Raw genomic sequence first — 24,083 nt, 5'->3', positions numbered from 1 at the left:
GCCGCGAAACGGCGTCGCCGGATATCGTGAGTTTCAAATCGGAAACGAATGGGCCTTATGGCTGCCAGATTGGCTGATCAGGGACAAACAATCGCAATTTGTCGCCAATTCGCAGGGAACCGGGTCGTTCGACCCAACCCGTCACCCCGCGCCGCCCTTTGGCTGCGGGTTTGAAGGCGGCACCGTGACCGCTGTGATCCTGTTCAATCTCACGCCCCGGCAGAACGCAGGGGGCGTTTTCCATATCCACGGTGATCGTCGCACCGTTGTCGGCCTGCAAACGCGAGGATGGGGGAACATGTGAAAAATCGGGAATACCCTTCACGACAATCGACGCCCCAAGGTACGACGGATCGAGATCATCCACCCCCATCTCAGTCGCGATCCCGGCCAATTCCTCGGCTGACAGGACCGACAGCTGCCTGACGTTCCTGATCTCGGTGCCCTGCGGATACAGGTTCTTGACGCGCACGCAGGACGCCCGGTTAAGCCCTTCATGCCGTTCGCCGCGCACACCTTCGAAATCTAGCTTCAAGGTTTCAACCGGCTCAGCCCGCAACGACTGCCCCGCCGGTACATGGCCCAGCCAGATCACTTCGCCTGCGTATTCGGTTTCGCGCAAAAACGGCATGGGCCTTCCCTTCTTATCAGCGTCCTTGCGCGCATAATGCCCAGCACCGACCTGATGAAAAGAAAAAACCCGTAGGCTGGCTCCGGGTTTTTTTGTTTATGCAGTCGGCTCAGGTTCCATCCCACCTTCGGGCGGAGATTTCTTCGGCTTGGTCTTGGGAATGGCCGTAACGCTGGGCGCGCTGCCCTCATCCGTCTTGTCGCCTTCGTCGTCGCCTTCGGTGGGCGACTCGCCATTCATGACGCGCTTGATCTCATCGCCGGTCAGGGTTTCGTATTCCAGCAGCCCCTGCGCCAGACGTTCCCAAGCCTCGTTCTTGTCGGTCAGGATTTTATGTGCGCGCTCATAGCCTTGCTGGATCAGGCGCTTCACCTCTTCCTCAATCAGCTCTTTGGTGTGCGCAGAAACCGAGAAACCGGCGGTGTTGCCCTGATAGCCTTCATGCGCTTCGGCATAGTCGATATTGCCGACCTTGTCCGACATGCCCCAGCGCATGACCATCGCGCGGGCCAGTTGGCTGGCCTGCATGATGTCGCCAGCCGGACCGTTCGAGACGTGATCTTCACCGTATTTGATGACCTCGGCAGCCTTACCGGCCATGGTCATGGCCAGCTTCTGCTCACACTCATCGCGGTGATAGTTCAAACGGTCCATTTCCGGCAGAGACACAACCATACCCAGCGCACCACCGCGCGGAATGATCGTCGCCTTATAGACCGGATCGCACAGCGGCAGTTCAAGACCGACCACAGCGTGACCAGCCTCGTGATAGGCGGTCTTTTCCTTCTGGTCCTGGGTCAGCACCATCGAGCGGCGCTCGGCCCCCATCATCACCTTGTCTTTCGCGTTCTCGAAATCCTCCATGGTGACAAAGCGGCGACCCACACGTGCGGCCATCAACGCGGCCTCGTTCACGAGGTTTGCCAGATCGGCACCCGAGAACCCCGGCGTCCCGCGCGCGATGATGCGCAGATCGACATCGGGGCCCAAGGGGGTCTTGCGCGCGTGCACGCCCAGAATTTTCTCACGGCCTTTGATATCGGGGTTGCCAACGGTCACGTTCCGGTCAAACCGGCCCGGACGCAGCAGCGCGGGGTCCAACACGTCTTTACGGTTGGTCGCGGCCAGTATGATCACGCCTTCATTGGCCTCGAACCCGTCCATCTCGACCAGCAACTGGTTGAGGGTCTGTTCGCGTTCGTCGTTGCCACCGCCATAGCCTGCGCCACGATGGCGACCCACGGCGTCGATCTCATCGATGAACACGATACAAGGCGCGTTTTTCTTGGCCTGCTCGAACATATCGCGCACGCGCGAGGCACCGACACCCACAAACATTTCAACGAAATCCGAGCCCGAAATGGTGAAGAACGGCACACCCGCCTCACCCGCAATGGCACGGGCCAGCAGCGTCTTACCGGTACCCGGAGGGCCAACCAGCAGCGCGCCCTTGGGGATCTTGCCGCCCAGACGCGAGAATTTTTGCGGGTTGCGCAGGAATTCAACGATTTCTTCCAGCTCTTCCTTGGCCTCGTCGATACCCGCCACGTCGTCAAAGGTCACACGGCCATGCTTTTCGGTCAGCATCTTGGCCTTGGACTTGCCAAAGCCCATCGCACCGCCTTTGCCGCCGCCCTGCATCCGGTTCATGAAATAGACCCAGACACCGATCAGCAGCAGGAAGGGCAACAGCGTGATCAGGAACGACTGGAAACCCGATTGCTGCTGTTTCTCAGCGCGTACGGGGATGTTTTCGTCGATCAGCAGTTTGGTGACCTCGGCATCGCCGGGTTTGATCGTCACGAATGTCCCGCCGGTTTCTGTGGTATAGCGAATCTGTTCGCCATCCAGCGTCACATTCTTGACCTCACCGTTCTGCACGGCGCTGACAAAGTCGGAATAGGTTCGTTCATTGCTCTGAAGTGTTCCGCCTGGTCCGCTGAACAGATTGAACAGTGCAAGGATCAGCAAGAACAGAACGACCCAGAAGGCGATATTGCGAGCGTTGCCCAAGGAAATTCTCCCAAAAGATATCAGCAGATGGGGATCTGCCGGGTTGTCTCTTAAAATAGAGAGGATTGTGGCAGGTTCAATGCGATAAAAAAGAAGCGTAGAACTCGGGCCGGTTCGGCGCGGGCTCTGCGGTCCACCCATTCGGGAAACCTGCCAGAGGGGCCGCGCACAGGTCATCCCCGCGCCAGACCGCTGGCGAGGACTGCAACGCAAGGCGCGGGCGACCGGTCGCGCGCCAATCCGGCAGCAACGCCAGACCGGCCTCACCCAATGCGCGAATTTCTACGCCTTGGGGTGCGGGGCCGGTCAGGACCCAGCGATCGTCCCAACTGTCTGACGGGGTTGATGAGAGGTTGCAGACGGCCTGAAACTCTCTGCAAATCCAAGTATTCCCGCCCCTTGGCACCAGCAGGCAGCCGTTCAACGACCCGGCCTGCCCGCTTTGCAGGGCATCAATGGCCTGATCCACGGCCGTTTGGCGCGGGGGGTAACCGGGTCCGGAAATCCAGGCCACTATGCAAATCAGTACGCGCCGCTGGATTTCAGCGGGCAGCGCGGCAAACGCCGACCGATCAAGACACACGTCCCCGTCCACAACTGTGGTGGTCTTGCGTGCGGAATCCTGCGCATAAAGCGCCAGTGCCTCACGCGCTTGTGCAAGATTTTTTGCCACACGCGAAAGGGATTCTGCAGTTACGCCCAAAGGTTCCAGCCCGGCCAAAGCCTCGCGCGCCTTGATCCGGTCGAACCTTTTGTCCTGATTCGATGGGTCCTCGACCCATGTGACGCCCGTTTGGGTCAGGTGGTCACGCAGGCGTTGACGCGTGATCCCCAGCATGGGCCGGATCATTTCGATGGCGTCCCGATGATGCGAGACGGGCATCGCTGCCAAACCGGTGACACCAGCGGCGCGACCCAGTCGCATCAGCACCGTTTCCGCCTGATCATCCGCCGTGTGACCCAAGGCAATCATCGGAATCTCATTCTGCCGCGCCCAGTCCGTCAGCAGGGCATAGCGCGCCTGACGCGCCTGATCCTGCAGATTGCCCTTGCCGTCCCAACCTTGCCATTTCAGAACGTCGTGTCGAAGGCCAAGTTCAGCCGCCTGCCCTGCAACCAGCCGGGCCTCCTGCGCGGCTTCTGGGCGCAGGCCGTGATCCACGGTTGCGATGCGTAGGTTAACACCGTCGTTCGCCGCAATCTCAGCCAGCAGATGCATCAACGCCACCGAGTCACCCCCGCCCGAGACGGCAATGCCCAGCCGTTGCGGCAACCGTTCAGGCAGCCGCGCGCGAATCTCGGATGTCAGGCTGGTGGGGGTCTTGTTCAAGAACACCCCAAGGTGGCCATTTCCTGCGTGGCGCTTGCCGCCGGGCCAGAGGAGGGGAAGCGCACGCCAACCTCGCTGAGTGTTATGCAAGCCTGTTCGGTCTGGCCCAAACGGCCAAGCGCCGCGCCAAGTTCGAACAGAGCATCGGGCGCAACGGCCCCCTCGGAATCCCCGGTGAAGCTGGCCAGAAACGCCCGCGCCGCCTCGCGTGTGTCACCCAGACCTTCCAGCGCCTGCCCGCGTTTCAGATGCGCTTCGGGAGCCAACGGACTACCGGGATACGAGGTATCAAACTGTGCAAACATCGTCGCGGCGGTCTGGAAATCGCCATCGGCCAGCGCTTGCGAGGCATCGTCGAAATCGGCCCGCTCACCCACCGCCAGTTCACCTTGGTCCGAGGTACTGGGCTGCGTGGGCGCAGGGGTGATCGCGGCGGTCGTCTCAGTTTCTCCGCCCAGCGTTGACGTCTCTCCCAAAGTGGACAGATCGCCACCTTCCAGTTCGACCAATCGGAACTCAAGATCCCCGATCCGGTTGGTTCCATCGGTCACGATATTCTGCACCCGCTGGTTCAACTGCTCGGTCTGGCGTGTCAGCCGCTGCAACTCGGCCTCAATCGCGTCTACGCGCTCAAGGACCGAACTGCCGGACAGGTTTGGCGCGGGCGAGCCGGTGGTCGAAAACTCGCGCTTCAGGCGCTGTATTTCCACATGCAGCACCGTCAGTTCCTGCCGGATATCCGCCAGCGTCTGCTGATCCTGCGCTTGTGCCACGCCCGCCGTTGCAACAACTGCGGCCAAAACCCATCCTGCAAGTCTCATCGTCTTACCCCAAGGTTGAACCGGTCAGCACCGTCACCGCGCGGCGGTTTTTGGAATAGCAATCCTCGGTGCTGCAAATCTCGATCGGGCGTTCTTTGCCGTAGCTGACAGTGGTCAGACGGTTGCCCGCCACCCCGCGCGAAATCAGAAACTCGCGCGCTGCATTCGCGCGCCGTGCGCCCAGTGCCAGGTTGTATTCGCGCGTTCCCTGCTCGTCCGCGTGCCCTTCGATTGTGGCCACGTAGTCCGGGTTGGCCAGCAGCCAATCCGCCTGCCCTTGCAGTACCGTTTGCGCCTGTGGCGACAGGGTCGACTGATCCACCGCAAACAACACCCGATCCCCAACCGTCTGCTGGAAATACGCGGGTGAGCGTGGATCACTTGGCGAACCCGGTACAAGCGCGCCACCAGCACCGCCCGAGCCGAAGCCCCCCAAATCCGAAGGATCATTGCTGGTGCAGGCCGCAACAACGCTCAGCGCGCCCACGGCCAGGATTTTGCCCAATACGTTCATCTCATGTGCCTCGTCGTTTTGTTTATTGCCGCCTGTCTATCACAGAGACGGTTTCTTGTGAACTTTGCCGCGCTTTTGCGGTGATCAATTCTGCAACGGTCCCCAGGACGGGTCGCTGCCCCCGTCCGGCGTGCGCACCGGGCGCAGGTTTCGACCTGATATATCCACCGAATACAGTGTCGCCCGACCGCTGGCACCCTGCGTTTCGCGGGTAAACATGATGACGCGCCCGTTCGGCGACCATGTTGGCCCTTCATCCAGGAAGGAAGAGGTCAATAGCCGTTCCTCATCTCCATTGGTGCGCATCACACCGATATGGAACCGGCCTTTGTTTTGCTTGGTGAACGCAATCAGGTCACCGCGCGGAGACCAGACGGGCGTGCCATAGCGGCCCTGACCAAAGCTGATCCGCGTCGCCTCACCGCCATTAGCGGGCATGACATACAGCTGAGGCGTGCCCGAACGGTCGCTTTCAAAAACGATCTGGCTGCCGTCCGGCGAATAACTGGGGGCAGTTTCAATGGCAGGTGTGTTGGTCAGGCGTGTGCTTTGGCCCGAGGCCAGATCCATTTTCCACAAGTCAGTATTCCCGCCTTGGATCAGCGAATAGACAATCGACCGCCCATCCGGCGAGAAGCGGGGCGAGAAGCTCATGGTGCCGCCCTGCGTGTTCAACTCCTGCCGCCGAACGCTGCCCACGTCCAGCACGTAAATGCGCGGGCTGCCGGTTTCGTAACTGGTATAAAGCAGCCGGTCCCCGGTCGGCGAAAAGCGCGGGGCGAGAACGATGGCGGAACTGTCGGTCAGGTACTGAACATTCGCCCCGTCGTAATCCATGATCGCCAACCGCTTGAGGCGCTGATCCTTGGGGCCGCTTTCCGACACAAACGCAACACGGCTGTCGAAATACCCGCCCTCGCCGGTAATCCGGCTGTAGACCTGATCGGCCACCTTATGCGCCATCCGCCGCCACCCGTCGGTGGTTCCGGCCAGTTGCAGACCGTTGCCCAACTCCTGCCCCGAGAACACATCCCACACCCGGAACCGGACCGTCAGACGTTTACCCGAGACATTCACCGCCCCGGTCACCAGCGCCTGCGCGTTGATCGCTTTCCAGTCCGCGAACTGGACAGGCGCGTCAAAGCTGCTGACACGGCTGATGAACGCGTCCGAAGAGATTTCGCGGAACAGCCCCGTTCCGGTCAGATCAGCCGCGACGACCCGGGATATATCAATTGCATATTGCGACGCCGAAGGCCCGTCCGGCACGAAATTCGGAACCGCAAAAGGCAAGGGTTCGATGATCCCTTCGTCGATTTCCAGACGCAACGGCCCGCTTTGCGCGTATACCGGGGCCGACATCAGGGTCAGACCAAGGAAGAGGCTGGTCAGAAGTTTCATCATTTGATCCGCATCCTCTCGGGATTGAATGTAATCTCAATATCCTGCCACTGATCGTATTTGTCAGCAGGCAGATCGTATCCACGCGCGCCGCAGCGCAAAATTGCGCGCCGGGCGGCCTGATAAGCCTGATTTTCAGCGCCTGCCGACCCACCAGAGCTGTCCAGCAGCCGAACGCTTCCCCCAATAACCGTTCCATCGGGGTTGAGCGAAAAACCAACGACCACAACGACGTTCAGTGCGTCGGTCGACAATGACCCAACATTCCAGCACTGGGACACCGCCACGCGCATGGCGTCTTTCTCGCCACTGGTCAGCGGCGGGCCGGACGGTTCGCTGCCTCCGCCCAAGGCTTCGGCCAAGGCGTCATTGATGGCATCATCATTGGTTTGCGCCGGGGCTTCCGGCTCGGGATCCGGGGTTTCGGCGACCTCTGGTTGCGGCGCGGGCGCAGGGCGGTTCGGACGCACACGTGGACGGGGCGAGGTCAGCGGCGATTGCTCCTCGGTTTCCTCGGCCTCGGTCACGATCTCGGGCGCGGCCTCTTCCGGGGCGGTCTGATCCTGCTGTTCCTGCTGCGTCTCGGCTCCCTCGTCCAAGGACACTGGCGGCGTTTCCACCTCGTCCGGCTTGGCTTCGGGCGGCGGTGGCGCGATGGCTTCGGGCGCGACCCGCTCGGACGGGCTGGGCTGCGCCTCGGGGCCCGGCGGTAAGGGCAAGGCTGCCGTTTCCGGCTCGGTCAGGGTTGGCGGTTCTTCCGGCAACTCGGGCTCTGGCGGGATTTCAACCGTTTCCGGGACGGTCTCAGGTTCCGGCTCTGGCGGGGCCACCGGCTCAGGCCGCGGCTGTTCTTCCGGCGTCGCCTCGGGGGTGCTGGCCTCGATCTCAGGTTCCGGCGGTTGTTCCAGAGTGCCGGGCTGTTCCGGCACCTCGGGCGCGTCGGTCTGCGCACGCAGCGCCGCAAACTGCTCAGACGAAATCACGGAAACATCCTGCACAGCCATCGGCAACGGCTCGGACCGGAAGGTGCCACCGAACAGGGCCCAGCCGATCAGGCCGACATGCGCAATCGCTGAGATTTTGGTGCCGGTATCCACCGCGCAACCCCACCTTTACCCGTCGTCCAGCGTCGGCCCGCCGGTATCCGTCACCAGACCCACATTCGAAAAACCGCCCGCATTCAGCGCGCCCATAACCTGCATGACCTGCGCGTAGGGGATCGCCCCATCTGCCCGCAGGAACACACGGTCACTGCTGCGTTCCGCCGCGATGGCGCGCAACCGTCCCACCAGTTCTTCCCGCAACACATCCGTCGTCTGGATCTGAACACGACCATCGGCTGTCAGCGTCACGGTCAGCGGCTCTTCACTGTCGCCGGGCAGCGCACTTGCGGCGGTTTTGGGCAAATCAACCGGCACGCCAACTGTCAACAACGGGGCCGCCACCATGAAGATGATCAGCAACACCAGCATGACATCGACAAAAGGCGTCACGTTAATCTCGGCCATAGGCTGCGCGCGCCCACGCCGCCGTCCGCGTCGGCGCCCATTCCCGCCCGCAGGTTGCTGAACCGCCGCCCCCATGTCTCAGCTATCCAACTGACGCGACAGGATCGTCGCGAATTCATCGGCAAAGGCTTCGTAACCGCCTACAATCCGGTCACTATCCGCGCTGAGCTTGTTGTAGAAAATCACCGCCGGGATCGCAGCCAGCAGGCCCAAACCAGTGGCCAACAACGCCTCGGCAATCCCCGGAGCGACCACGGCGAGGTTGGTGTTCTGCTGCTCGGCAATCTCGATAAAGGCATTCATAATGCCCCAAACGGTTCCGAACAGGCCGATAAACGGCGCGGTCGATCCGACGGTGGCCAGAATGGGCAAGCCTTTCTGCAAGGTCTCAGCCTCTTTCGCGATGGCCACGTCCATCGACCGATCAATCCGCGCCGTCGCCCCGGCGATCAAGCCGCCATCGGTGCGATGCGACCTGCGCCATTCGATCATCCCCGCTGCAAAAATCTTCTCGGAACTGCCATCGGGTTGCGAGCCGATCTGCTCGAACAGCTCGTCCAGAGGGTTCCCGGACCAAAAGCTTTCATCAAACACCTGCGCCTCGCGCCGCGCGGCCCGGTAGTTGATGAGTTTCTGGATGATGATACCCCACGACCAGATCGATGCCCCGATCAGCATCAGCATCACCAGTTTGACGATAAAGGTCGCGCGGGCGTACAGCCCCCACATGGAGAAATCGATCTCCTGCGCCAGCGCCAGCGTTTCAGCTTCCATGAACCTGCTCTTTGTTTTTGCCTGACGGCCGTTCGTTTGGCCTTGTTTTGCCAAACGCTAACGCAGTTGGGGCTGAAAAGCCAACAGAACCACCCTTGCCCTACAAATTGTTACATCAATGCGCGAATCTCTGCCGGAAGGCGGATCGGCTTGCCGTCCTTGTTGATGCACACAGCGGTGACCGAGGCGCGGAATATCTCGGTCTCACCCCGCCGCACAAGCTGCGCCATGGTCAGGCGCACGCCCGATATGTCGGTCACTTCGGTTTCGACAATCAACTCATCATCGAACTTCGCAGGCGAAAGGTAATCGGCCTCGACCCGGCGCACGACCCAGACAATGCCTTCCTCGCGCATGGCGTTCTGGTCGTTGCCAAGATTGCGTACCCAATCCGAACGCGCGCGCTCGATAAACCGCAGGTAATTCGCGTGATAGACGACGCCGCCCATGTCGGTGTCTTCATAAAAAACGCGCACCGGGTAGATGTGTTTCATTGCGACGGCTCCAACCGGGCAAACAGCCTGAGCGCATGTGACACATCCTGCGCCGCCCCCGGCAAAACAGGATCATAAGCAGCCCGGATCAGCCCGGCAATGTCAGGCCGCAGGATCGTCGCCCCGCCCGCCACAGCCAAGGGCGACTGCGCGCGAAACGCGGTGTCGGACCACAGCAGGATGGTCTGCACCACCTGACTCAGCGCAAGGGTTTCCGCAGGCACCTTGGACAATTCCTTATCCATTCGCAGGAACACAAAGGCCGCCCGGATCGCGCCATCTTCTTCAAACCTGAAAATCCGGTATTGATTGGCATCCGCTGCCAACAATCGCTCGACCAGAGGGCCAAGATCGGGAACCAGACGATCCAGATCCGGCACCTCCAGCAGTTCCTGCCAGTCGCGAAAGAAAAACACCATGCAGTTGGCACCCAATTCAGGGTCAGTCTCGGCCATCTTGTGCCCGGCCAGCGTCACGACTGCCTCGAACGCGCCCTTCACTGTTGCAAGCGTCTCATCCTCAACCCCAAAAACGATCGGCACGATGGGCCGCCCCCACCGCGCAAACAGAAACTCACCGCTTTCGCGCGTGAACAGCGCCTCGATCTCTTCTGGTGTCACGCCCAACCCTTCTTCTTGTTTCAAATGCGGCCGCCGGAGGCATAAAATCTAACGCGCGCCGCTTCAACCAAACAGATCGCTTTGACCCTTTGGTGCGGCCATCCCCAAATGCGTCCAGGCCTTCTGCGCCAACATCCGCCCGCGTGGCGTGCGCTGGATCAGGCCCTGCTGCAACAAATAGGGCTCGATCACCTCTTCCAGCGAATCCCGGCTTTCCGACAAAGCCGCTGACATTGTCTCAATCCCCACAGGCCCACCGCCGTAATTCTCGGCGATCAGCTTCAGATACCGCCGGTCCGCACCATCCAATCCCAGATGATCCACACCCAGCCGCGTTAGTGCTCCGTCAGCCAGGTCGCGGGTAATCCGCCCGTCGCCTTCAACAATCGCAAAATCCACCACCCGCCGCAGCAACCGCCCTGCGATCCGAGGCGTCCCGCGTGACCGCCGCGCAATTTCGCGCGCGCCATCATCATCAGCGGGCGCGCCCAGCTTGCGGGCGTTTCGGGTTACGATCTCGTGCAACTCATCCACCGTATAGAACTGCAACCGCGTCGGGATTCCGAACCGATCCCGCAGCGGCGTCGTCAGCAGCCCCATCCGCGTCGTCGCCCCCACCAGTGTAAACGGCTGCAACTCGATCCGAACCGTCCGCGCAGCGGGGCCTTCGCCGATCACCAGATCCAGCTCAAAATCCTCCATCGCGGGATAAAGCACCTCTTCCACCGCAGGGTTCAGGCGGTGAATCTCATCGATAAACAGCACATCGCGCGCTTCGAGATTGGTCAGGATCGCCGCCAGATCGCCCGCCTTGGCCAAAACCGGGCCGGACGTCATGCGAAAGTTCACCCCCAACTCGCGCGCCATGATCTGCGCCAGAGTCGTTTTCCCAAGCCCCGGAGGCCCATGGAACAGCGTGTGGTCCATCGCCTCGCCGCGTTGCTTGGCGGATTGGATGAAAATGCGCAGGTTGGCCCGCGCCTCGGCCTGACCAATGAACTCATCCAGACCCTGCGGGCGCAGGGCACGGTCGTTATCCTCGGGCAACGGATCGGGGCGCAGGGTGGGATCAGCGTCTACCATTCACTCACCCTTTCGGTGCCAGTAGTTTCAGCGCAGCGCGGATCAGGTCCGCCTCACCCGCCTCCGGCAGGTTGGCCGCCGCTTCGGCCACGGCCGAGGCCGCCTCGGACGGGCCATACCCCAGATTGGACAGCGCAGACAAAGCCCCGGCCGATGCCGCAGCCGAGCCCGAGGCCGCTTTTGCCGCCCGCCTTGGTGCAGGCGCAGGTTCGGACGGCTCAACCACGTCCAGCGCGGGACCATCCAAAGCCTCGGTCACAGTGCCGCCCATGGCCATCACACCCGGCGCCTTGTCTTTCAGGTCCAACACGATCCGCTGCGCCGTTTTAGGGCCCACGCCCTTGGCCGCCTTGACGGCAGCCCAATCACCCAGCGCAATCGCACGGCTCACGCCATCCGGCCCCAACGCCGACAGAATGGCCAGCGAGACCTTAGCCCCCACACCCTGAACCGAGCAAAGCAGCCGATGCCACTCCTTCTCGACCAGCGACAGGAATCCGTAAAGCTGCATCAGATCTTCGCGCACGACCATGTCGGTATAGATCGAGGCCGCCTCGCCTACGCCGGGCAACGCCGCCATTGTCCGGTCCGAGCAATAGACGATGTACCCAACCCCGCGCACGTCGATCAGAATGTGATCCGCCGCGCGATAGTCCAAACGCCCCGTCAGCTTTCCGATCATGCCCGTACCTCTTTCACCCGCGATTGCTGCGTCTTGCCGTAATACGCATGACAGATCGCAATCGCCAGCGCATCCGCCGCGTCCGCGCCTTTCGGCGCACAGCCGGGCAGCTGCAGTTTGACCATGTGAAGAACCTGTTCTTTCTCGGCATGGCCGACGCCGACCACGGTCTTTTTGACCCGGTTGGGTGCATATTCCCCCACCGGCAGACCGGCCTGCGCCAGTGTCAGCAGGGCAACCCCTCGCGCCTGACCCAGTTTCAGGGTCCCTGCCCCGTCCTTGTTCACGAATGTCTGTTCGATTGCGGCCTGATCCGGCTGATGATCCGCGATAACCTCGACAATCTGATTGTGCAGGGACAGCAGCCGTTCACCCAGATCATCCCCATCCGACTTACACAAGCCATTGGCAACGTGGCTCAGGCGGCTGCCATTTGATTCGATGACGCCCCATCCCAGGGTTCTCAGCCCCGGATCAATGCCCAGAATTCGCATGTTGTGCCTCGGCCTGCTCGGGTTATGTGATGTTTTTTCAACGCCTAGCACGAAGCGTGAACATTTTCCAAGCGAATTGACCGGAAGTCTGAAAACGACACCAGTATCCCACCCGCGACCCAAAGGTGTATTTGCGACCTGAAACGGGTCTGAAAGCGGCACCCGGATGAAGGTAAATTCACCAAATATTTAAGGGGATTACAGCCTCGTGAAGCCTTGCAAAAAATGCATAGGACACATGCAAAAAATGATCTTGTGAAGGTTATATGACAACACTAGATGCCGCTCAGATCGACTGATCAAACGTAAACACAAACCAGAAGGAAACAGGATATGGCTGCACTGGACACCACCCGCATCGCCACCACTGGCTCGTTCGGCCTCGCTGGCCGTATCGGCGCGTTTTTCGTATCGGCGTTCAACGTCGCTGCAGAATGGAACGACGCCCGCGCAACCCGCAAGGCGCTGGCTGGCCTGACGGATCGTGAACTGAGCGATATCGGCCTGTGCCGTGGCGATATCGACGACATCATCCAGCGTCGTCGCTAAAAGCGGCGACCGCGTATAGGCCCCTTCCTCCTCCCTGAGGGGCAAAAAAGAACACCGCGTGCCATTCAGCATGCGGTGTTTTTTTCTTCAGGAGGTTCGTTTAGTAGAGAATTTTGTTCAGTTGGACCGCGAGAGTCTCGGACAGAGGGTCAATCTGCATGACCCAGGCACCCGCTTTCTCGACCGAGGTTCCTTCGTTCAGGCTGTCGATCCGGAACTGGTACCCCGTTGGTCCGAGGCTGGAGAGCAGGAACGCCTTGAACCCGAAGAACCCGAGCAGACAGAACAGCAGCACCTTTGCGGGCACCGCAGATCGGACCCGCTGTGGTTTCATGACAACCAGGCCGTCTTTGCGCATCGTGGCGCGGTAGCCCCGGCTCATCTTCTGATGTTTCTTGTTCAGGCGATGAACGCGCTGATCGAAATCCAGTTGCTTTACCGTCATGGCAGCCTCCTCAAAACCGCCCCCCTCGACTTGATTGGAAAACGGTAAGTAGAGATTGCGACAAAAGCGTGGCGAAAATCCACAAAACTCCTGTAAATGGCCTAAATTCAGCCCTGTTTGCTTAAGATTAGCGTCGTCCATTCACCAATCTCGGCTCGATTTGCCAGATTAAATCCATTTTGGGAATAAACGGTTACAACATCATCGGCCTGCTCATTCAGGATTCCCGACAGAATGGCATAGCCTTCGGGCCGCAGATTCGCGGCGATTTCCGGAGACAGGGCCACCAGCGGACCTTTGAGGATATTGGCGAAGATCAGGTCGTAAGGTGCCAGGGCCTGCAACTCGGAATGGTCAAATCCCGCCGCCTCGACACAGCGCACGGCACCGGACATGCCATTGGCGGTCAGGTTTGCTTCGGCTACATCGACGGCAACCTGATCGATGTCGCTGGCGATGATGTCGCCATCCCAAACGCGCGCGGCGGCCATGGCCAGAACGGCGGTTCCGCAGCCGATATCGGCCACTTTCGAGGCGGTGAAGCCTTGATCCAGCAAATGATCCAACGCTTTCAGACAGCCCAGAGTCGTGCCGTGATGTCCGGTGCCAAAGGCCATCGCCGCCTCGATCAGCAGCGGAATGCGGCCTTCGGGCAGTTTGTCGGCATCATGGCTGCCATAGACGAAAAACCGCCCCGCCTCGACCGGGGCCAGTTCACGGCGCACATGGGCGACCCAATCGGTTTCGGGCAGTTCCGAGACGACAAAGGGCTTGGCGTCAAACGCAGCCGCAAGCACGGCCAGCGCGGTCTCATCCGGCGCTTCGGTGAAATAGCCGCCAACCTCCCACAGGCCCGAGCCGTCTTCGACCTCGAACACGCCGACACCGGTTGGTTCCGGGTCCAGACGCTCCATCGCTTCGCCCAGACCTTCGGCGGCGGTCTTGCCGGTCAGAGTGGTAAGCGCGGTGAATGTGGGCATGGGGGCCTCCTGTCTCAGTTGAAACAGCGCCTATGGCGCGGGCCCGCCAAGGTCAAGCACTGGTGCTTATTCAGCGGGGGCCGGGGCGTATTTCGCCAGGATTGTTTCATTGCCCGGTTCCGGGTGGCGCGGGATCAGCAGCGACAGCGCCAACGAGATCAGCGCCATCGCCGCGGCCAGCCCGAACACCGCACCGGGTGAGACGACCCACAGCAAGCCCAGAAGCGCAGGCAGGAACACCGCCGCAATGTGGTTGATGGTAAAGGCCACCGCCGCCGTGGGCGCGATATCCGCCGGGTCGGCGATTTTCTGGAAATAGGTTTTCAGGGCCAGCGCCAGCGCAAACAGCACGTGGTCGATCACATAGAGGATCGCGGCCAGCAGCACGCCCCAGCCGAACCAGTAGATGCCGCCATAGGCCGCGAAGACAATCGCAAGGCCAGCGTATTCGAAAATCAGCGTGCGGCGTTCGCCGAACCTGGCCACCGCTTTTCCCAGCAGCGGCGCGGCCATCATATTGATCATCAGGTTGATCAGATACAGGCTGGTCAGTTCGTGCACTTCGAACCCGAATTTCTCGACCATCATGAAGCCCGCGAAGACGACAAAGATCTGCCGCCGCGCGCCAGCCATGAATTGCAGCGCGTAGTACAGCCAGTAGCGGCGACGCAGTATGATCTTTTTGGTCTGCGGCGTCGGCGCGTCGAATTGCGGATAGGCAATCAGGCTGAACAGCGCCAGCAGGACGGTCACGCCGCCCGCAGCCATGAAGACGAAGTTATAGGACAGATCGAACCGGTCCCAGGTCAGCACGATCAGCCCATAGACCACCATCGTCGCGGCTGAGCCCATCGCCACCAGCCAGCCCAGCACCTGCGGCGCGCGGTCCTTGGGCAGCCATTGCAGTTGCAGCGACTGGTTCACCGTCTCGTAATAGTGAAACCCGATCGAGCTGAACAGCGTCACAAACAGCAGCCCGCCAAGGCTGGGAAACCACGCCGTGACCGCCGTTGCCACGCCCAGCATGATCAGCGAGATCATCGCTAGAACCTGCTCGCGGATAAAGATGATCACCGCGATGACACCGACCGCCAGAAAGCCGGGGATCTCGCGCACCGTATGCAGCAACCCGATATCCGCGCCGTCGAAATTCGCCACTTCGATAACGAAGTTGTTCAGCAGCGCGCTCCACCCGTTGAAGGCAATCGGCATGGTCATCGCCATCACGAACAACAGCGTGATGGGGCGGCGCCAGAACGGTAGGCTTTGCGCCTCGGAAAGCGGCATGGGTTTCAGCATGAGACCCCTCTACGCCTATTTTCGCAGCTTGGCGAGGGGTTTGCTGCACAGCCGCCCTGCGCAGATGCAGAGGTCAGTAGAAACTCTGCGGATCGATATCCACGGTCAGGCGAATATCGCCTTTCAGACGCAAAGGCGCGATCCAGCGGGCGATGGCGTCCTGAATAGGAGCACCCTTGGGGGCCTTGACCAGCAAACGCACGCGGTGTCGGCCCCGAATACGGGCAATCGGCGCGGGTGCGGGGCCAAAGACCTGCGCGCCGATCTGGCGCAAAGGCGCATCGTTGCGGGCCATGGCGTTGCCGATGTCGAACACCGGCCCGACCTCTGGCCCCGACAAGACGATCCCGGCCATGCGCCCATAGGGCGGCACCCCGGCGGCTTGTCGCCCAGAGGCCTCGGCCTTCCAGAAGCCTTCCTCGTCGCCCGACAGAATCGCCCGGATCACCGGATGTTCCGGCTGAAAGGTCTGTAGCAGAGCCTGCCCCGGCTTGTCGGCCCGCCCTGCGCGCCCGGCCACCTGCCGCATCAACTGGAACGTCCGCTCGGCAGCGCGCAGATCGGCACCATGCAGGCTGAGGTCGGCGTCAATCACGCCCACCAGCGTCAGCTTGGGAAAGTTGTGCCCCTTGGCCACCAGTTGCGTGCCGATGACGATATCCGCATCCCCTTCGGCAATCTCTTCGATCTTGGCCTTCAGCGCCCGGGCCGAGTCGAACAGATCGGAACTGAGCATCGCAATCTTCGCCTCGGGAAAGGTTGCCTCGGCCTCTTCCGCCAGCCTCTCGATCCCCGGCCCGACCGGGGCAAGCTTACCCTCGACCCCACAAGACGGGCAGGTTTCAGGCATCGGCTTGGTCTCACCGCATTGATGGCACATCAGGCGTTTCAGGAACCTATGTTCCACCATGCGCGCGTCGCAATGGTCGCAGGCGATCTGCTCGCCGCAGGCCCGGCAAAGGGTCACGGGCGCATAGCCGCGACGGTTGATGAACAGCAACGACTGTTCGCCCCTCTCGATCCGCTGCCGCACCGCCTGCCGCAGCGACGGAGAAATCCACGTCCCCGGCTGCATCTGCTCGGCCCGCATGTCGATGGGCTTCATCTCGGGCAGAACCGCCGCCCCAAAACGCGAGGTCAGGTCGAGCCGCTCATACTTCCCCGCTTCGGCATTGGCCCAGCTTTCCAGCGACGGCGTCGCGCTGGCCAGAATCACCCGCGCGCCACAAATGGCCGACCGCAAAACCGCCATGTCACGAGCGCTGTAATGCACGCCGTCTTCCTGTTTGTACGAGGTGTCGTGTTCCTCATCGACCACGACCAGCCCCAGATTGCGGAACGGCAGAAACAGCGCCGAGCGCGCGCCGACCACCAGTTGCGCATCCCCCTGCCCGACCATGCGCCAGACCCGACGACGCTCGGTCATAGTTGCCCCCGAATGCCATTCCGCCGGGCGCGCACCAAACCGCGCCTCGACCCGGGTCAGGAATTCGGCGGTCAGAGCAATCTCGGGCAGCAGCACCAGCGCCTGCCGCCCCTGCCGCAGCGCCTCGGCCACGGCTTCCAGATACACTTCGGTCTTGCCAGACCCCGTCACGCCTTTCAGCAGCGTGGTGCCATAGTCCCCGGTCCGCTGCCCGGCCTGCAACCGCGCCACAGCTGCGGCCTGATCCTCGGTCAGGTCCTTGCCGGGCAAATCCGGGTCCAGATGCGGATAGGGCAGATCGCGGGGGCTGTCCTCTTCGCGCACCGCGCCCTGCTTGACCAACCCTTTGACAACAGACGAGGTCACACCCGCCTGCTCGGCCAGTTCCTTCAGCGTGAAAGCCAGGCCGCCATAGTCGCGCAACACCTCAAGCACCCGCGTCCGGGCATCGGTCATCCGGTCCGGCTCACGGTCGCCCAACCTGTAAATCTTGCGCATCGATGGCGGATCACCCAACCCCGGCGCGCGCGTCGCCAGACGCAGCATCGCAGGCATGGGTGTCAGCGTGTAGTCGGCCACCTTGCCCAGAAACAGGCGCATCTCTTCCCGCATCGGCGCAACGTCCAGAACGCGGATCACCGACCGCGCCTTGGCAAGGTCAAAACCGCCCTGCCCCGGCCCCCAAACCACGCCCAACACCTTGCGCGGCCCCAACGGCACCTCGACAAACGCGCCCAGAAAGCACCCACCCTCGGGCGCTTTGTAATCCAGCGTCCGGTCCAGCGGCTGCGTTGTCAGCACCGCAACCAGCTCTCCTTCGTCGAAAAATCCGTTAGCGCTCACGGCATATCCTATGCAGGGGGTTCCAGCAGGGGTTTCTTTGAGGTAAAGCCATCCGCGACCAAGGCCAACCCATCAAAGGACTGCCCTCATGAAATTCTTCGTAGACACAGCCGAGATCGACGCCATCGCCGAACTGAACGATCTGGGCATGGTGGACGGTGTAACCACCAACCCCTCGCTGATCCTGAAATCGGGCCGCGACATTCTGGAAGTAACCAAAGAGATCTGTGATCTGGTCGACGGCCCCGTGTCCGCCGAAGTGGTCGCGACCGAGGCCGAGGACATGATCGCCGAAGGCCGCAAACTGGCCAAGATCGCGCCGAACATCGCGGTCAAAGTACCGCTGACATGGGCCGGTCTGAAAACCTGCAAAACCCTCAGCGACGAAGGCCAGATGGTCAACGTCACCCTGTGCTTTTCGACCAATCAGGCGATTCTGGCGGCCAAAGCGGGCGCAACCTTCATCTCGCCCTTCATCGGCCGTCTGGACGACATCAACCTCGACGGCATGGACCTGATCGCCGATATCCGTCAGGTCTATGACAATTACGGTTTTGAAACCGAAATCCTCGCCGCCTCGATCCGTACCGTGAACCACGTGACCGACAGCGCCCGCATCGGTGCAGACGTGATCACCGCACCACCTGCCGTTATCAAGAAACTGGCCGATCACCCGCTGACCGATAAGGGCCTTGAAACCTTCCTGGCCGACTGGGCCAAAACCGGTCAGAAGATCCTCTGACCTCAAAGCCTTAGCGCCCGCGCGGCACCGACAGGTGCCGCACTCGGCCCAACTGCAAACGCCTGATCCCCGGATCAGGATGTTGCAGGCGGGAGCCGTTCGAGCACAGATCGCACCAAAATCCACCCATACGTGCATTTTTTCCAAGGCAATCCCGACCTGTCATGGTATAAGCCGCCAAAACAAAAAACCGACCGGACGGGACATGAGCAGCAACCCAAAACTCGAGGATAACCTCCGCGCCGCGATTCTGGCCAAGCCCGACGCGTTGCTGGACGACAAGGATCTGATGCAGGCGCTTGTGGCCGCCAATGAACAGGCGCGCGGCGACAATGTGATCGACCTGCGCGGTATCGCCATGCAACGGCTTGAGGCCCGGCTGGACCGGCTGGAAGACACGCACCGCTCGGTCATTGCCGCGGCTTATGAAAACCTGGCAGGAACCAATCAGGTGCATCGCGCCATTCTGCGGCTGCTGGAACCGGTCGAGTTCGAGGACTTCCTGAAGGTTCTGGGCAATGACGTGGCCGAGATCCTGCGGGTCGACCGCGTCACGCTGGTTCTGGAAACCACCGTGGTGCAGGACGATCCCGCAATCGACAAGCTGGGCGGTGTTCTGACCGTCGTCGAGCCCGGTTTTGTCGATACCTACCTGACCTATGACCGCGGCGGCCCGGCCCGCGAGGTCACGTTGCGCGAAATTCAACGCGCAAACCCGCGCGTCTATGGAACCGGCGCAACTCATCTGCGGTCCGAGGCCTGCCTTAAGCTGGATCTGGGCGTGGGCCGTTTGCCCGGCATGATCGTGATGGGCGCGTCGGATCCGCGCCACTTTACCCCGCAGCTTGGCACTGATCTTCTGGCCTTTTTTGCAGGCGTGTTCGAACGGTCGATGCGTCACTGGCTGTCGTGAGCCTGATCTCCCCGGCCTGCCGGGACGCCGTCCAACACTGGTTGGAGAGCCTCAGCGCGCTGGCCGGGCGGTCGGACAACACGCAAACCGCCTATCGCGGTGACGTCACCGATTTCCTGTCCTTCATGACCCTGCATCACGGGGATCGTCAGGGATTGGCCGCTTTGGAACGTATTACCGTATCGGATATGCGGGCCTGGATGGCGGATCAGCGCGGATCGGGCGTCGGCGCGCGGTCACTGGCGCGTAAACTCTCCGCTGTCAAAAGCTTCTACCGCTGGCTGGCCGAGCGTGAAGGGTTCGAACCCACCGCCGTCCTGTCCACCCGCGCGCCCAAGTTCACCAAGAAACTGCCCCGCCCCCTTGCCGAAGACGCCGCCCGCGCGATGATCGACACGGTCGAGCTGCAATCGACCTCGGACTGGGTTTCTGCCCGCGATGTGGCAGTGGTCACTCTGCTTTACGGTTGCGGTTTGCGGATATCCGAAGCCTTGTCCCTGACCGGAGCCGACGCCCCGCTGCCTGCAACCCTGCGCATCATGGGCAAAGGTGGGAAAGAGCGCATTGTTCCGGTCATACCCGCCGCGCGTGAGGCCGTGACCCGATACCTGAAACTCTGCCCGCACCCTCAGGCCAACGATGCGCCCTTGTTTCGCGGCGTGCGCGGCGGGCGGCTGAACCCGCGGGCCATTCAGGGTGCGATGGCCAAGGCGCGGATGCAACTGGGCCTGCCGTCAACGGCCACACCTCATGCCATGCGACACAGCTTTGCCACCCACCTGCTTACGGCCGGGGGGGATTTGCGTGCAATTCAGGAACTGCTGGGCCACGCCTCATTATCGACCACTCAGGCTTACACAGCCGTCGATACCGCGCGGTTGATGGAGGTTTACAACCGTGCGCATCCCAAAGCGTGACGCCTGGAACGCTGCGTCCTGAAGACTTCTGCAACTTAAGCGGGCTTTTGATTTGCATCTCGCCAACGCATCGTACATGACAGCCGCATGACACTTAGATTCAAAGCATTAGCCGTCCATCTTTTCACCGCAACGGGCGCCGTTTTCGCCATGCTGGCCATGCTGGCCGCCGTCGAGGAAAAGTGGAGCCTGATGTATCTGTGGCTTGTCGTTTCCTTCATCGTTGATGGCATCGACGGTCCTTTGGCCCGACACTATCACGTCAAGAAAAACGCGCCGGAATTCGATGGCGTCCTGCTGGACCTGATCATCGATTACCTGACCTACGTGTTCATTCCGGCCTATGCCCTATTCAAATCCGGGTTGATGGATGGCTGGACCGGGTGGTTTGCAATCATTGTCATCACCTTTGCAAGCGCGATGTATTTTGCCGATACGCGCATGAAAACCAAGGACAACTCCTTTTCCGGCTTCCCCGGATGCTGGAATATGGTGGTTATCGTGATTTTCGCGCTTGAACCCAACTTCTGGTTCAGCCTGGTGCTGGTGACATTGCTGTCGATTGCAATGTTCCTGCCGCTGAAATTCGTCCATCCCGTACGGACCGAACGCTGGCGCAGCCTGACCTTACCGATGGCCTTGGCCTGGACATTCTTTGCGGGCTGGGCAGCCTGGGTCGATTTCCACCCTGAAAGTTGGGCGCATTGGGGGCTGGTTGTCACCAGCCTGTATCTGACCTTTGCCGGTATCGCGCAGCAGATCATACCGCAGCGCAATGCTTAGGCGGGGTTACAGGACGTCCTGAACCTCGAACTCGGTGCCGTTATGGGTAAAGACATCTCCAGCCTGTAGCCCAACCATGGCCAGATAGATCGGGCTTTGCGTTGAAATGCCCATATAGGTTTTGCCGTCCACGTCAAACCGCGTCGTGGAAACGCAGACAACAAAGCGGCGGTTGTTGAACTTGATGATCGCGCCCGGCTGCACCGTATCGGTCAGGCCGAAATCGGTGTTTTCAATGACGTCGATCTTGGCATGGTGCGCATGGACCGGGGCGTCAAAAGCGGCCGCCAGATCCGCATTCTCACGCGAGGCCGCGATATCGTCCTTGTCGTGGCCCTCGCGGTCATCCAGCTGAGCGTCTTTCAGGAAGGCATCGTAATGCGCCTGAGCGGTCGCCAGTTCCTGCGCCTCTAACGACATCAGCTTGTCAATAATGGCCTTCTTGCGGGCGGCACGGTCTGCGTCGGTCATCATGCAATAGGATCCTTCAAAATCAGCATCAAATATAAGTTGAGCATCCGGATTTCGGATTGCAACTGATTTCCGTCACTCAGATCAACAGGCCCGCTGCCTTTTCATGGCGCAAAAGGGCGACCTTCGTCTCGATCCCGCCATCACCGGAAAACCCGCCCAGACCGTTGGCGGCCAGCACCCGATGACAGGGAATAATGACCGGGATCGGGTTTGCCCCGCAGGCTTGCCCCACCGGCTGCGCAGGTTGGCCCAGCTCTTTTGCGATGTCCCCGTAAGTGCGTGTCTCACCCAATGGGATCGCGTACATCAGATCGCAAACCTGCTTTTGAAACGCGGACCCTTCGACGCAGTACGGCAGGTCGAAACGGTCAAGCTGACCCGCATCATAGGCCCGCAACTGGGCCGCGGCCTCGCGCAGCAAAGCCGTCGGTTCACCTTCGTCTGCACCATGCCAAACAAGACGCCTGACAAAGCCGTCCTGCTCTTCCACCCCAAGGCATCCAAAACGCGTTTCAACGGCAATCATCGGCATGTCGCGATGCTGTCAGAGCGGGCTCAGTTTCGCAAGGCTCGGCGCTCATCCACTTAAACAAACACGCATTCACATAAAACGTTGTCGTGATGAATTGTTATCCCTAACGTGAGGGCAGCTGAATTCAACGCCAATGGGGGATGGGATGCGAAATCAGATTCGCGTTATTGTTGTAGGTTCGCTTGTTTTATCAGCTTCAGTTGCTTTGGCCGAAACGCCTCCGCCAGTCGATCAGAAAGACCTGATGTCGCGGTTGGGCAAGGACCGGCTCGAGGCTTTCGTTTATGCCTTTGAGGCCGGCGACGAAATAACCGAAGCGGACTATACGATGGAGCGCGGGGTTGGTGCACGCGTCTCAGATGGCCAGTATTTCTCGCGCCTGCCACGCGCCGATCTGGCCAGCGCCGGGGATTGGGCCGAACATTTTCCCGCCCGCGAAGGCGGCCCTCAGGCGCATTCGTGCATTTCCTGCCACTCGGCCCCGCTGGCCAACGGGGCGGGACCGATGGCGATGAACGTTGTGATCGACCCGACGCATTCGGGTGATCCATCCAGCTTTCTGGAACGCAACACCCTGCATCTGTTCGGCCTTGGCGCCGTGCAGCGGGTCGCCGAGGAAATCACCCAAGACCTGAAGCAACAGGAAGCCGCGCTGGCCAAGGAAACCTGCGAGGAAAGCTTCCCGATCAAGCACTATCTGGTGTCCAAGGGTATTTCCTTTGGCGCGCTTACAGCCTCGGCCGAGGTGGACGAAACAACCTGCAAGGCCAACATTAACTACGATGAGGTTTATGGAATCGATGAGGACCTGATCGTGCGTCCTTTCGGTTGGAAAGGCTTGCACGCGACCCTGCGCAGCTTTGCCAGAAGTGCGGCCCATAACGAGATGGGAATGCAGGCGGTCGAGTTGGTCGGAAACGAGGACGGGGATTTCGATGGCGTGACCGGCGAACTGACGGTCGGAGACGTCACCGCTGTCACGCTCTATATGGCCGCGTTAGAGCGGCCAACCTCCAAGCTGGAACTTGCGGAACTGGGTCTGGTCGAGTTGACCCAGGATGAGAAATACAAGCTGTTGCGCGGCGAACAGAGGCTGGTGGATGCCGGGTGCACGTCCTGCCATGTGCCAAGCGTCGATCTGAGCAACGCGGTGTTTTCCGAACCCAGCGCCGTGCCGGGATATAGCGAGGAAGAACTGCCCAGCGGCGCAATCGCTGCCAAATTGGGTTTGGACGGGAAAAACCCCATGTGGTTTGACCTGACCAAAGATCAGCCCAACAACCGGATCGCAATGGCCGATGGCAGCGAGGTCCATTTGGGCGCGTTCCCAAGCAAGGGCGAGACCGGCGCAACCGTGTTCTGGTACACCGATTTCCGCCGTCACGACATGGGTCCCAAGCTTGCCGATCCGATTGACGCTTATGGCTTTGGTGCCTCAGTTTGGCCCACGCGGTCGCTGGCGGGTGTCGGCTCGACGGGTCCGTGGCTGCACCACGGCCATGCCACCACATTGCGAGAGGCGATTATGGCCCATGGCGGCGCGGCGGAGCTTAGCAAGAACGCGTTCATTGCGCTGCCCGAGGAACAGCAGGACGAGTTGATCGCATTCCTCGAAAACCTTGTGATCGCGAATTTCGATCCCGAGGAAGAGGAAGGCTGACCGTCCGCCTGACAACGCCGCAGAAGCCCAAGTTCATCCTGCGCCTGCCTGCTGAAACAGCGCGGGCGCAGTTGGTCTTGGCCGGGCCCAGTTGGCCAATTCCCGCGTCGCAAATTTAGACAAATCGCCAGATAAGCGCGTCCTTTTGGGAAAAC

At 60.9% G+C, this 24,083-nt stretch carries 26 protein-coding genes; 6 read left to right on the top strand and 20 right to left on the bottom strand.

The features are described from left to right. Positions 1–55: 55 nt before the first annotated feature. The 14 genes from ACR0AC_RS14135 to ruvC form a co-directional block, all read right to left on the bottom strand. Entirely contained in the window at positions 56–631 is a 576-nt protein-coding gene (locus ACR0AC_RS14135; RefSeq protein ID WP_170623749.1) for an MOSC domain-containing protein, read from the bottom strand. 96 nt (positions 632–727) lie between these two features. Continuing rightward, on the bottom strand, positions 728–2,644 hold the full coding sequence (ftsH, locus tag ACR0AC_RS14130; protein ID WP_480874202.1) for an ATP-dependent zinc metalloprotease FtsH: 1,917 nt from the start codon (positions 2,642–2,644) through the stop codon (positions 728–730). A 76-nt stretch (positions 2,645–2,720) separates the two neighbouring features. Beyond that, complete coding sequence (gene tilS, locus ACR0AC_RS14125; protein ID WP_480874199.1) at positions 2,721–3,980, bottom strand: tRNA lysidine(34) synthetase TilS; 1,260 nt, start codon at positions 3,978–3,980, stop codon at positions 2,721–2,723. Further along, positions 3,971–4,795, bottom strand: coding sequence for a tol-pal system protein YbgF (ybgF, locus tag ACR0AC_RS14120; protein WP_170454289.1), 825 nt, complete (start codon positions 4,793–4,795; stop codon positions 3,971–3,973). The genes tilS and ybgF overlap by 10 nt, the downstream gene beginning before the upstream one ends. 4 nt (positions 4,796–4,799) lie before the next feature. Next, positions 4,800–5,309 (bottom strand): peptidoglycan-associated lipoprotein Pal, encoded by a 510-nt coding sequence (pal, locus tag ACR0AC_RS14115; RefSeq protein WP_170454291.1) that lies wholly within the window; start codon positions 5,307–5,309, stop codon positions 4,800–4,802. 84 nt (positions 5,310–5,393) lie between these two features. Next, entirely contained in the window at positions 5,394–6,713 is a 1,320-nt protein-coding gene (gene tolB / locus ACR0AC_RS14110; protein WP_170520554.1) for a Tol-Pal system beta propeller repeat protein TolB, read from the bottom strand. Continuing rightward, on the bottom strand, positions 6,710–7,807 hold the full coding sequence (locus ACR0AC_RS14105) for an energy transducer TonB family protein (RefSeq protein ID WP_480874195.1): 1,098 nt from the start codon (positions 7,805–7,807) through the stop codon (positions 6,710–6,712). The genes tolB and ACR0AC_RS14105 overlap by 4 nt, the downstream gene beginning before the upstream one ends. Before the next feature lie 15 nt (positions 7,808–7,822). Next, on the bottom strand, positions 7,823–8,293 hold the full coding sequence (gene tolR, locus ACR0AC_RS14100) for a protein TolR (RefSeq protein WP_170520550.1): 471 nt from the start codon (positions 8,291–8,293) through the stop codon (positions 7,823–7,825). A 3-nt stretch (positions 8,294–8,296) separates the two neighbouring features. Beyond that, positions 8,297–8,992 carry a protein TolQ gene (gene tolQ, locus ACR0AC_RS14095; protein WP_170520548.1) on the bottom strand — a complete coding sequence of 232 codons (696 nt, stop codon included), beginning with the start codon at positions 8,990–8,992 and terminating at the stop codon, positions 8,297–8,299. A gap of 110 nt (positions 8,993–9,102) precedes the next feature. Then, a complete protein-coding gene (gene ybgC, locus ACR0AC_RS14090) occupies positions 9,103–9,486 on the bottom strand; it encodes a tol-pal system-associated acyl-CoA thioesterase (RefSeq protein WP_170454300.1) in 384 nt (127 codons plus the stop codon). Further along, entirely contained in the window at positions 9,483–10,106 is a 624-nt protein-coding gene (locus ACR0AC_RS14085; protein WP_480874435.1) for a hypothetical protein, read from the bottom strand. The genes ybgC and ACR0AC_RS14085 overlap by 4 nt, the downstream gene beginning before the upstream one ends. Before the next feature lie 63 nt (positions 10,107–10,169). Further along, positions 10,170–11,189 (bottom strand): Holliday junction branch migration DNA helicase RuvB, encoded by a 1,020-nt coding sequence (ruvB, locus tag ACR0AC_RS14080; protein ID WP_480626819.1) that lies wholly within the window; start codon positions 11,187–11,189, stop codon positions 10,170–10,172. Between the two features lie 4 nt (positions 11,190–11,193). Further along, on the bottom strand, positions 11,194–11,871 hold the full coding sequence (gene ruvA, locus ACR0AC_RS14075; protein WP_480626820.1) for a Holliday junction branch migration protein RuvA: 678 nt from the start codon (positions 11,869–11,871) through the stop codon (positions 11,194–11,196). Continuing rightward, a complete protein-coding gene (gene ruvC / locus ACR0AC_RS14070; protein ID WP_170623761.1) occupies positions 11,868–12,365 on the bottom strand; it encodes a crossover junction endodeoxyribonuclease RuvC in 498 nt (165 codons plus the stop codon). Before ruvC ends, ruvA begins: the two co-directional genes overlap by 4 nt. A gap of 333 nt (positions 12,366–12,698) precedes the next feature. Here ruvC and ACR0AC_RS14065 point away from each other — a divergent pair, with 333 nt between their 5' ends. Beyond that, positions 12,699–12,914, top strand: a complete 216-nt coding sequence (locus ACR0AC_RS14065) for a DUF1127 domain-containing protein (RefSeq protein ID WP_170520539.1) — start codon at positions 12,699–12,701, stop codon at positions 12,912–12,914. A 100-nt stretch (positions 12,915–13,014) separates the two neighbouring features. On the opposite strand, the gene ACR0AC_RS14060 is transcribed toward ACR0AC_RS14065, so the two are convergent. From ACR0AC_RS14060 to ACR0AC_RS14045, 4 genes are all read right to left on the bottom strand, one after another. Continuing rightward, positions 13,015–13,359, bottom strand: coding sequence for a hypothetical protein (locus tag ACR0AC_RS14060; protein WP_170454312.1), 345 nt, complete (start codon positions 13,357–13,359; stop codon positions 13,015–13,017). A 107-nt stretch (positions 13,360–13,466) separates the two neighbouring features. Continuing rightward, positions 13,467–14,339, bottom strand: coding sequence for a 50S ribosomal protein L11 methyltransferase (locus ACR0AC_RS14055; protein WP_170623763.1), 873 nt, complete (start codon positions 14,337–14,339; stop codon positions 13,467–13,469). A gap of 66 nt (positions 14,340–14,405) precedes the next feature. After that, complete coding sequence (locus tag ACR0AC_RS14050) at positions 14,406–15,638, bottom strand: MFS transporter (protein ID WP_170454316.1); 1,233 nt, start codon at positions 15,636–15,638, stop codon at positions 14,406–14,408. Positions 15,639–15,711: 73 nt separating this feature from the next. Further along, positions 15,712–17,907 (bottom strand): primosomal protein N', encoded by a 2,196-nt coding sequence (locus tag ACR0AC_RS14045; protein ID WP_480874189.1) that lies wholly within the window; start codon positions 17,905–17,907, stop codon positions 15,712–15,714. A gap of 88 nt (positions 17,908–17,995) precedes the next feature. Here ACR0AC_RS14045 and fsa point away from each other — a divergent pair, with 88 nt between their 5' ends. The 4 genes from fsa to ACR0AC_RS14025 all read left to right on the top strand — a co-directional run bounded on the left by fsa (position 17,996) and on the right by ACR0AC_RS14025 (position 21,262). Further along, complete coding sequence (gene fsa / locus ACR0AC_RS14040) at positions 17,996–18,649, top strand: fructose-6-phosphate aldolase (RefSeq protein ID WP_170520531.1); 654 nt, start codon at positions 17,996–17,998, stop codon at positions 18,647–18,649. A 205-nt stretch (positions 18,650–18,854) separates the two neighbouring features. Continuing rightward, a complete protein-coding gene (locus tag ACR0AC_RS14035) occupies positions 18,855–19,562 on the top strand; it encodes a DUF484 family protein (RefSeq protein WP_170736863.1) in 708 nt (235 codons plus the stop codon). Further along, entirely contained in the window at positions 19,559–20,479 is a 921-nt protein-coding gene (locus ACR0AC_RS14030; RefSeq protein ID WP_480874186.1) for a tyrosine recombinase XerC, read from the top strand. The genes ACR0AC_RS14035 and ACR0AC_RS14030 overlap by 4 nt, the downstream gene beginning before the upstream one ends. 87 nt (positions 20,480–20,566) lie before the next feature. Then, positions 20,567–21,262, top strand: coding sequence for a CDP-alcohol phosphatidyltransferase family protein (locus ACR0AC_RS14025; protein WP_170520525.1), 696 nt, complete (start codon positions 20,567–20,569; stop codon positions 21,260–21,262). 6 nt (positions 21,263–21,268) lie between these two features. On the opposite strand, the gene ACR0AC_RS14020 is transcribed toward ACR0AC_RS14025, so the two are convergent. Further along, positions 21,269–21,736, bottom strand: coding sequence for a hypothetical protein (locus ACR0AC_RS14020; RefSeq protein WP_480580196.1), 468 nt, complete (start codon positions 21,734–21,736; stop codon positions 21,269–21,271). Between the two features lie 76 nt (positions 21,737–21,812). Next, positions 21,813–22,268: a methylated-DNA--[protein]-cysteine S-methyltransferase gene (locus ACR0AC_RS14015; protein ID WP_480781460.1), complete on the bottom strand. Its 456-nt coding sequence runs from the start codon at positions 22,266–22,268 to the stop codon at positions 21,813–21,815. Positions 22,269–22,512: 244 nt separating this feature from the next. Here ACR0AC_RS14015 and ACR0AC_RS14010 point away from each other — a divergent pair, with 244 nt between their 5' ends. Then, a complete protein-coding gene (locus ACR0AC_RS14010; protein ID WP_480874183.1) occupies positions 22,513–23,928 on the top strand; it encodes a di-heme oxidoredictase family protein in 1,416 nt (471 codons plus the stop codon). Positions 23,929–24,083: the final 155 nt, after the last annotated feature.

The organism is Ruegeria sp. H7 (assembly GCF_056532945.1).
Note: the sequence above shows the minus strand (reverse complement) of the source record. Positions and strands in the feature narration are given on the sequence as shown.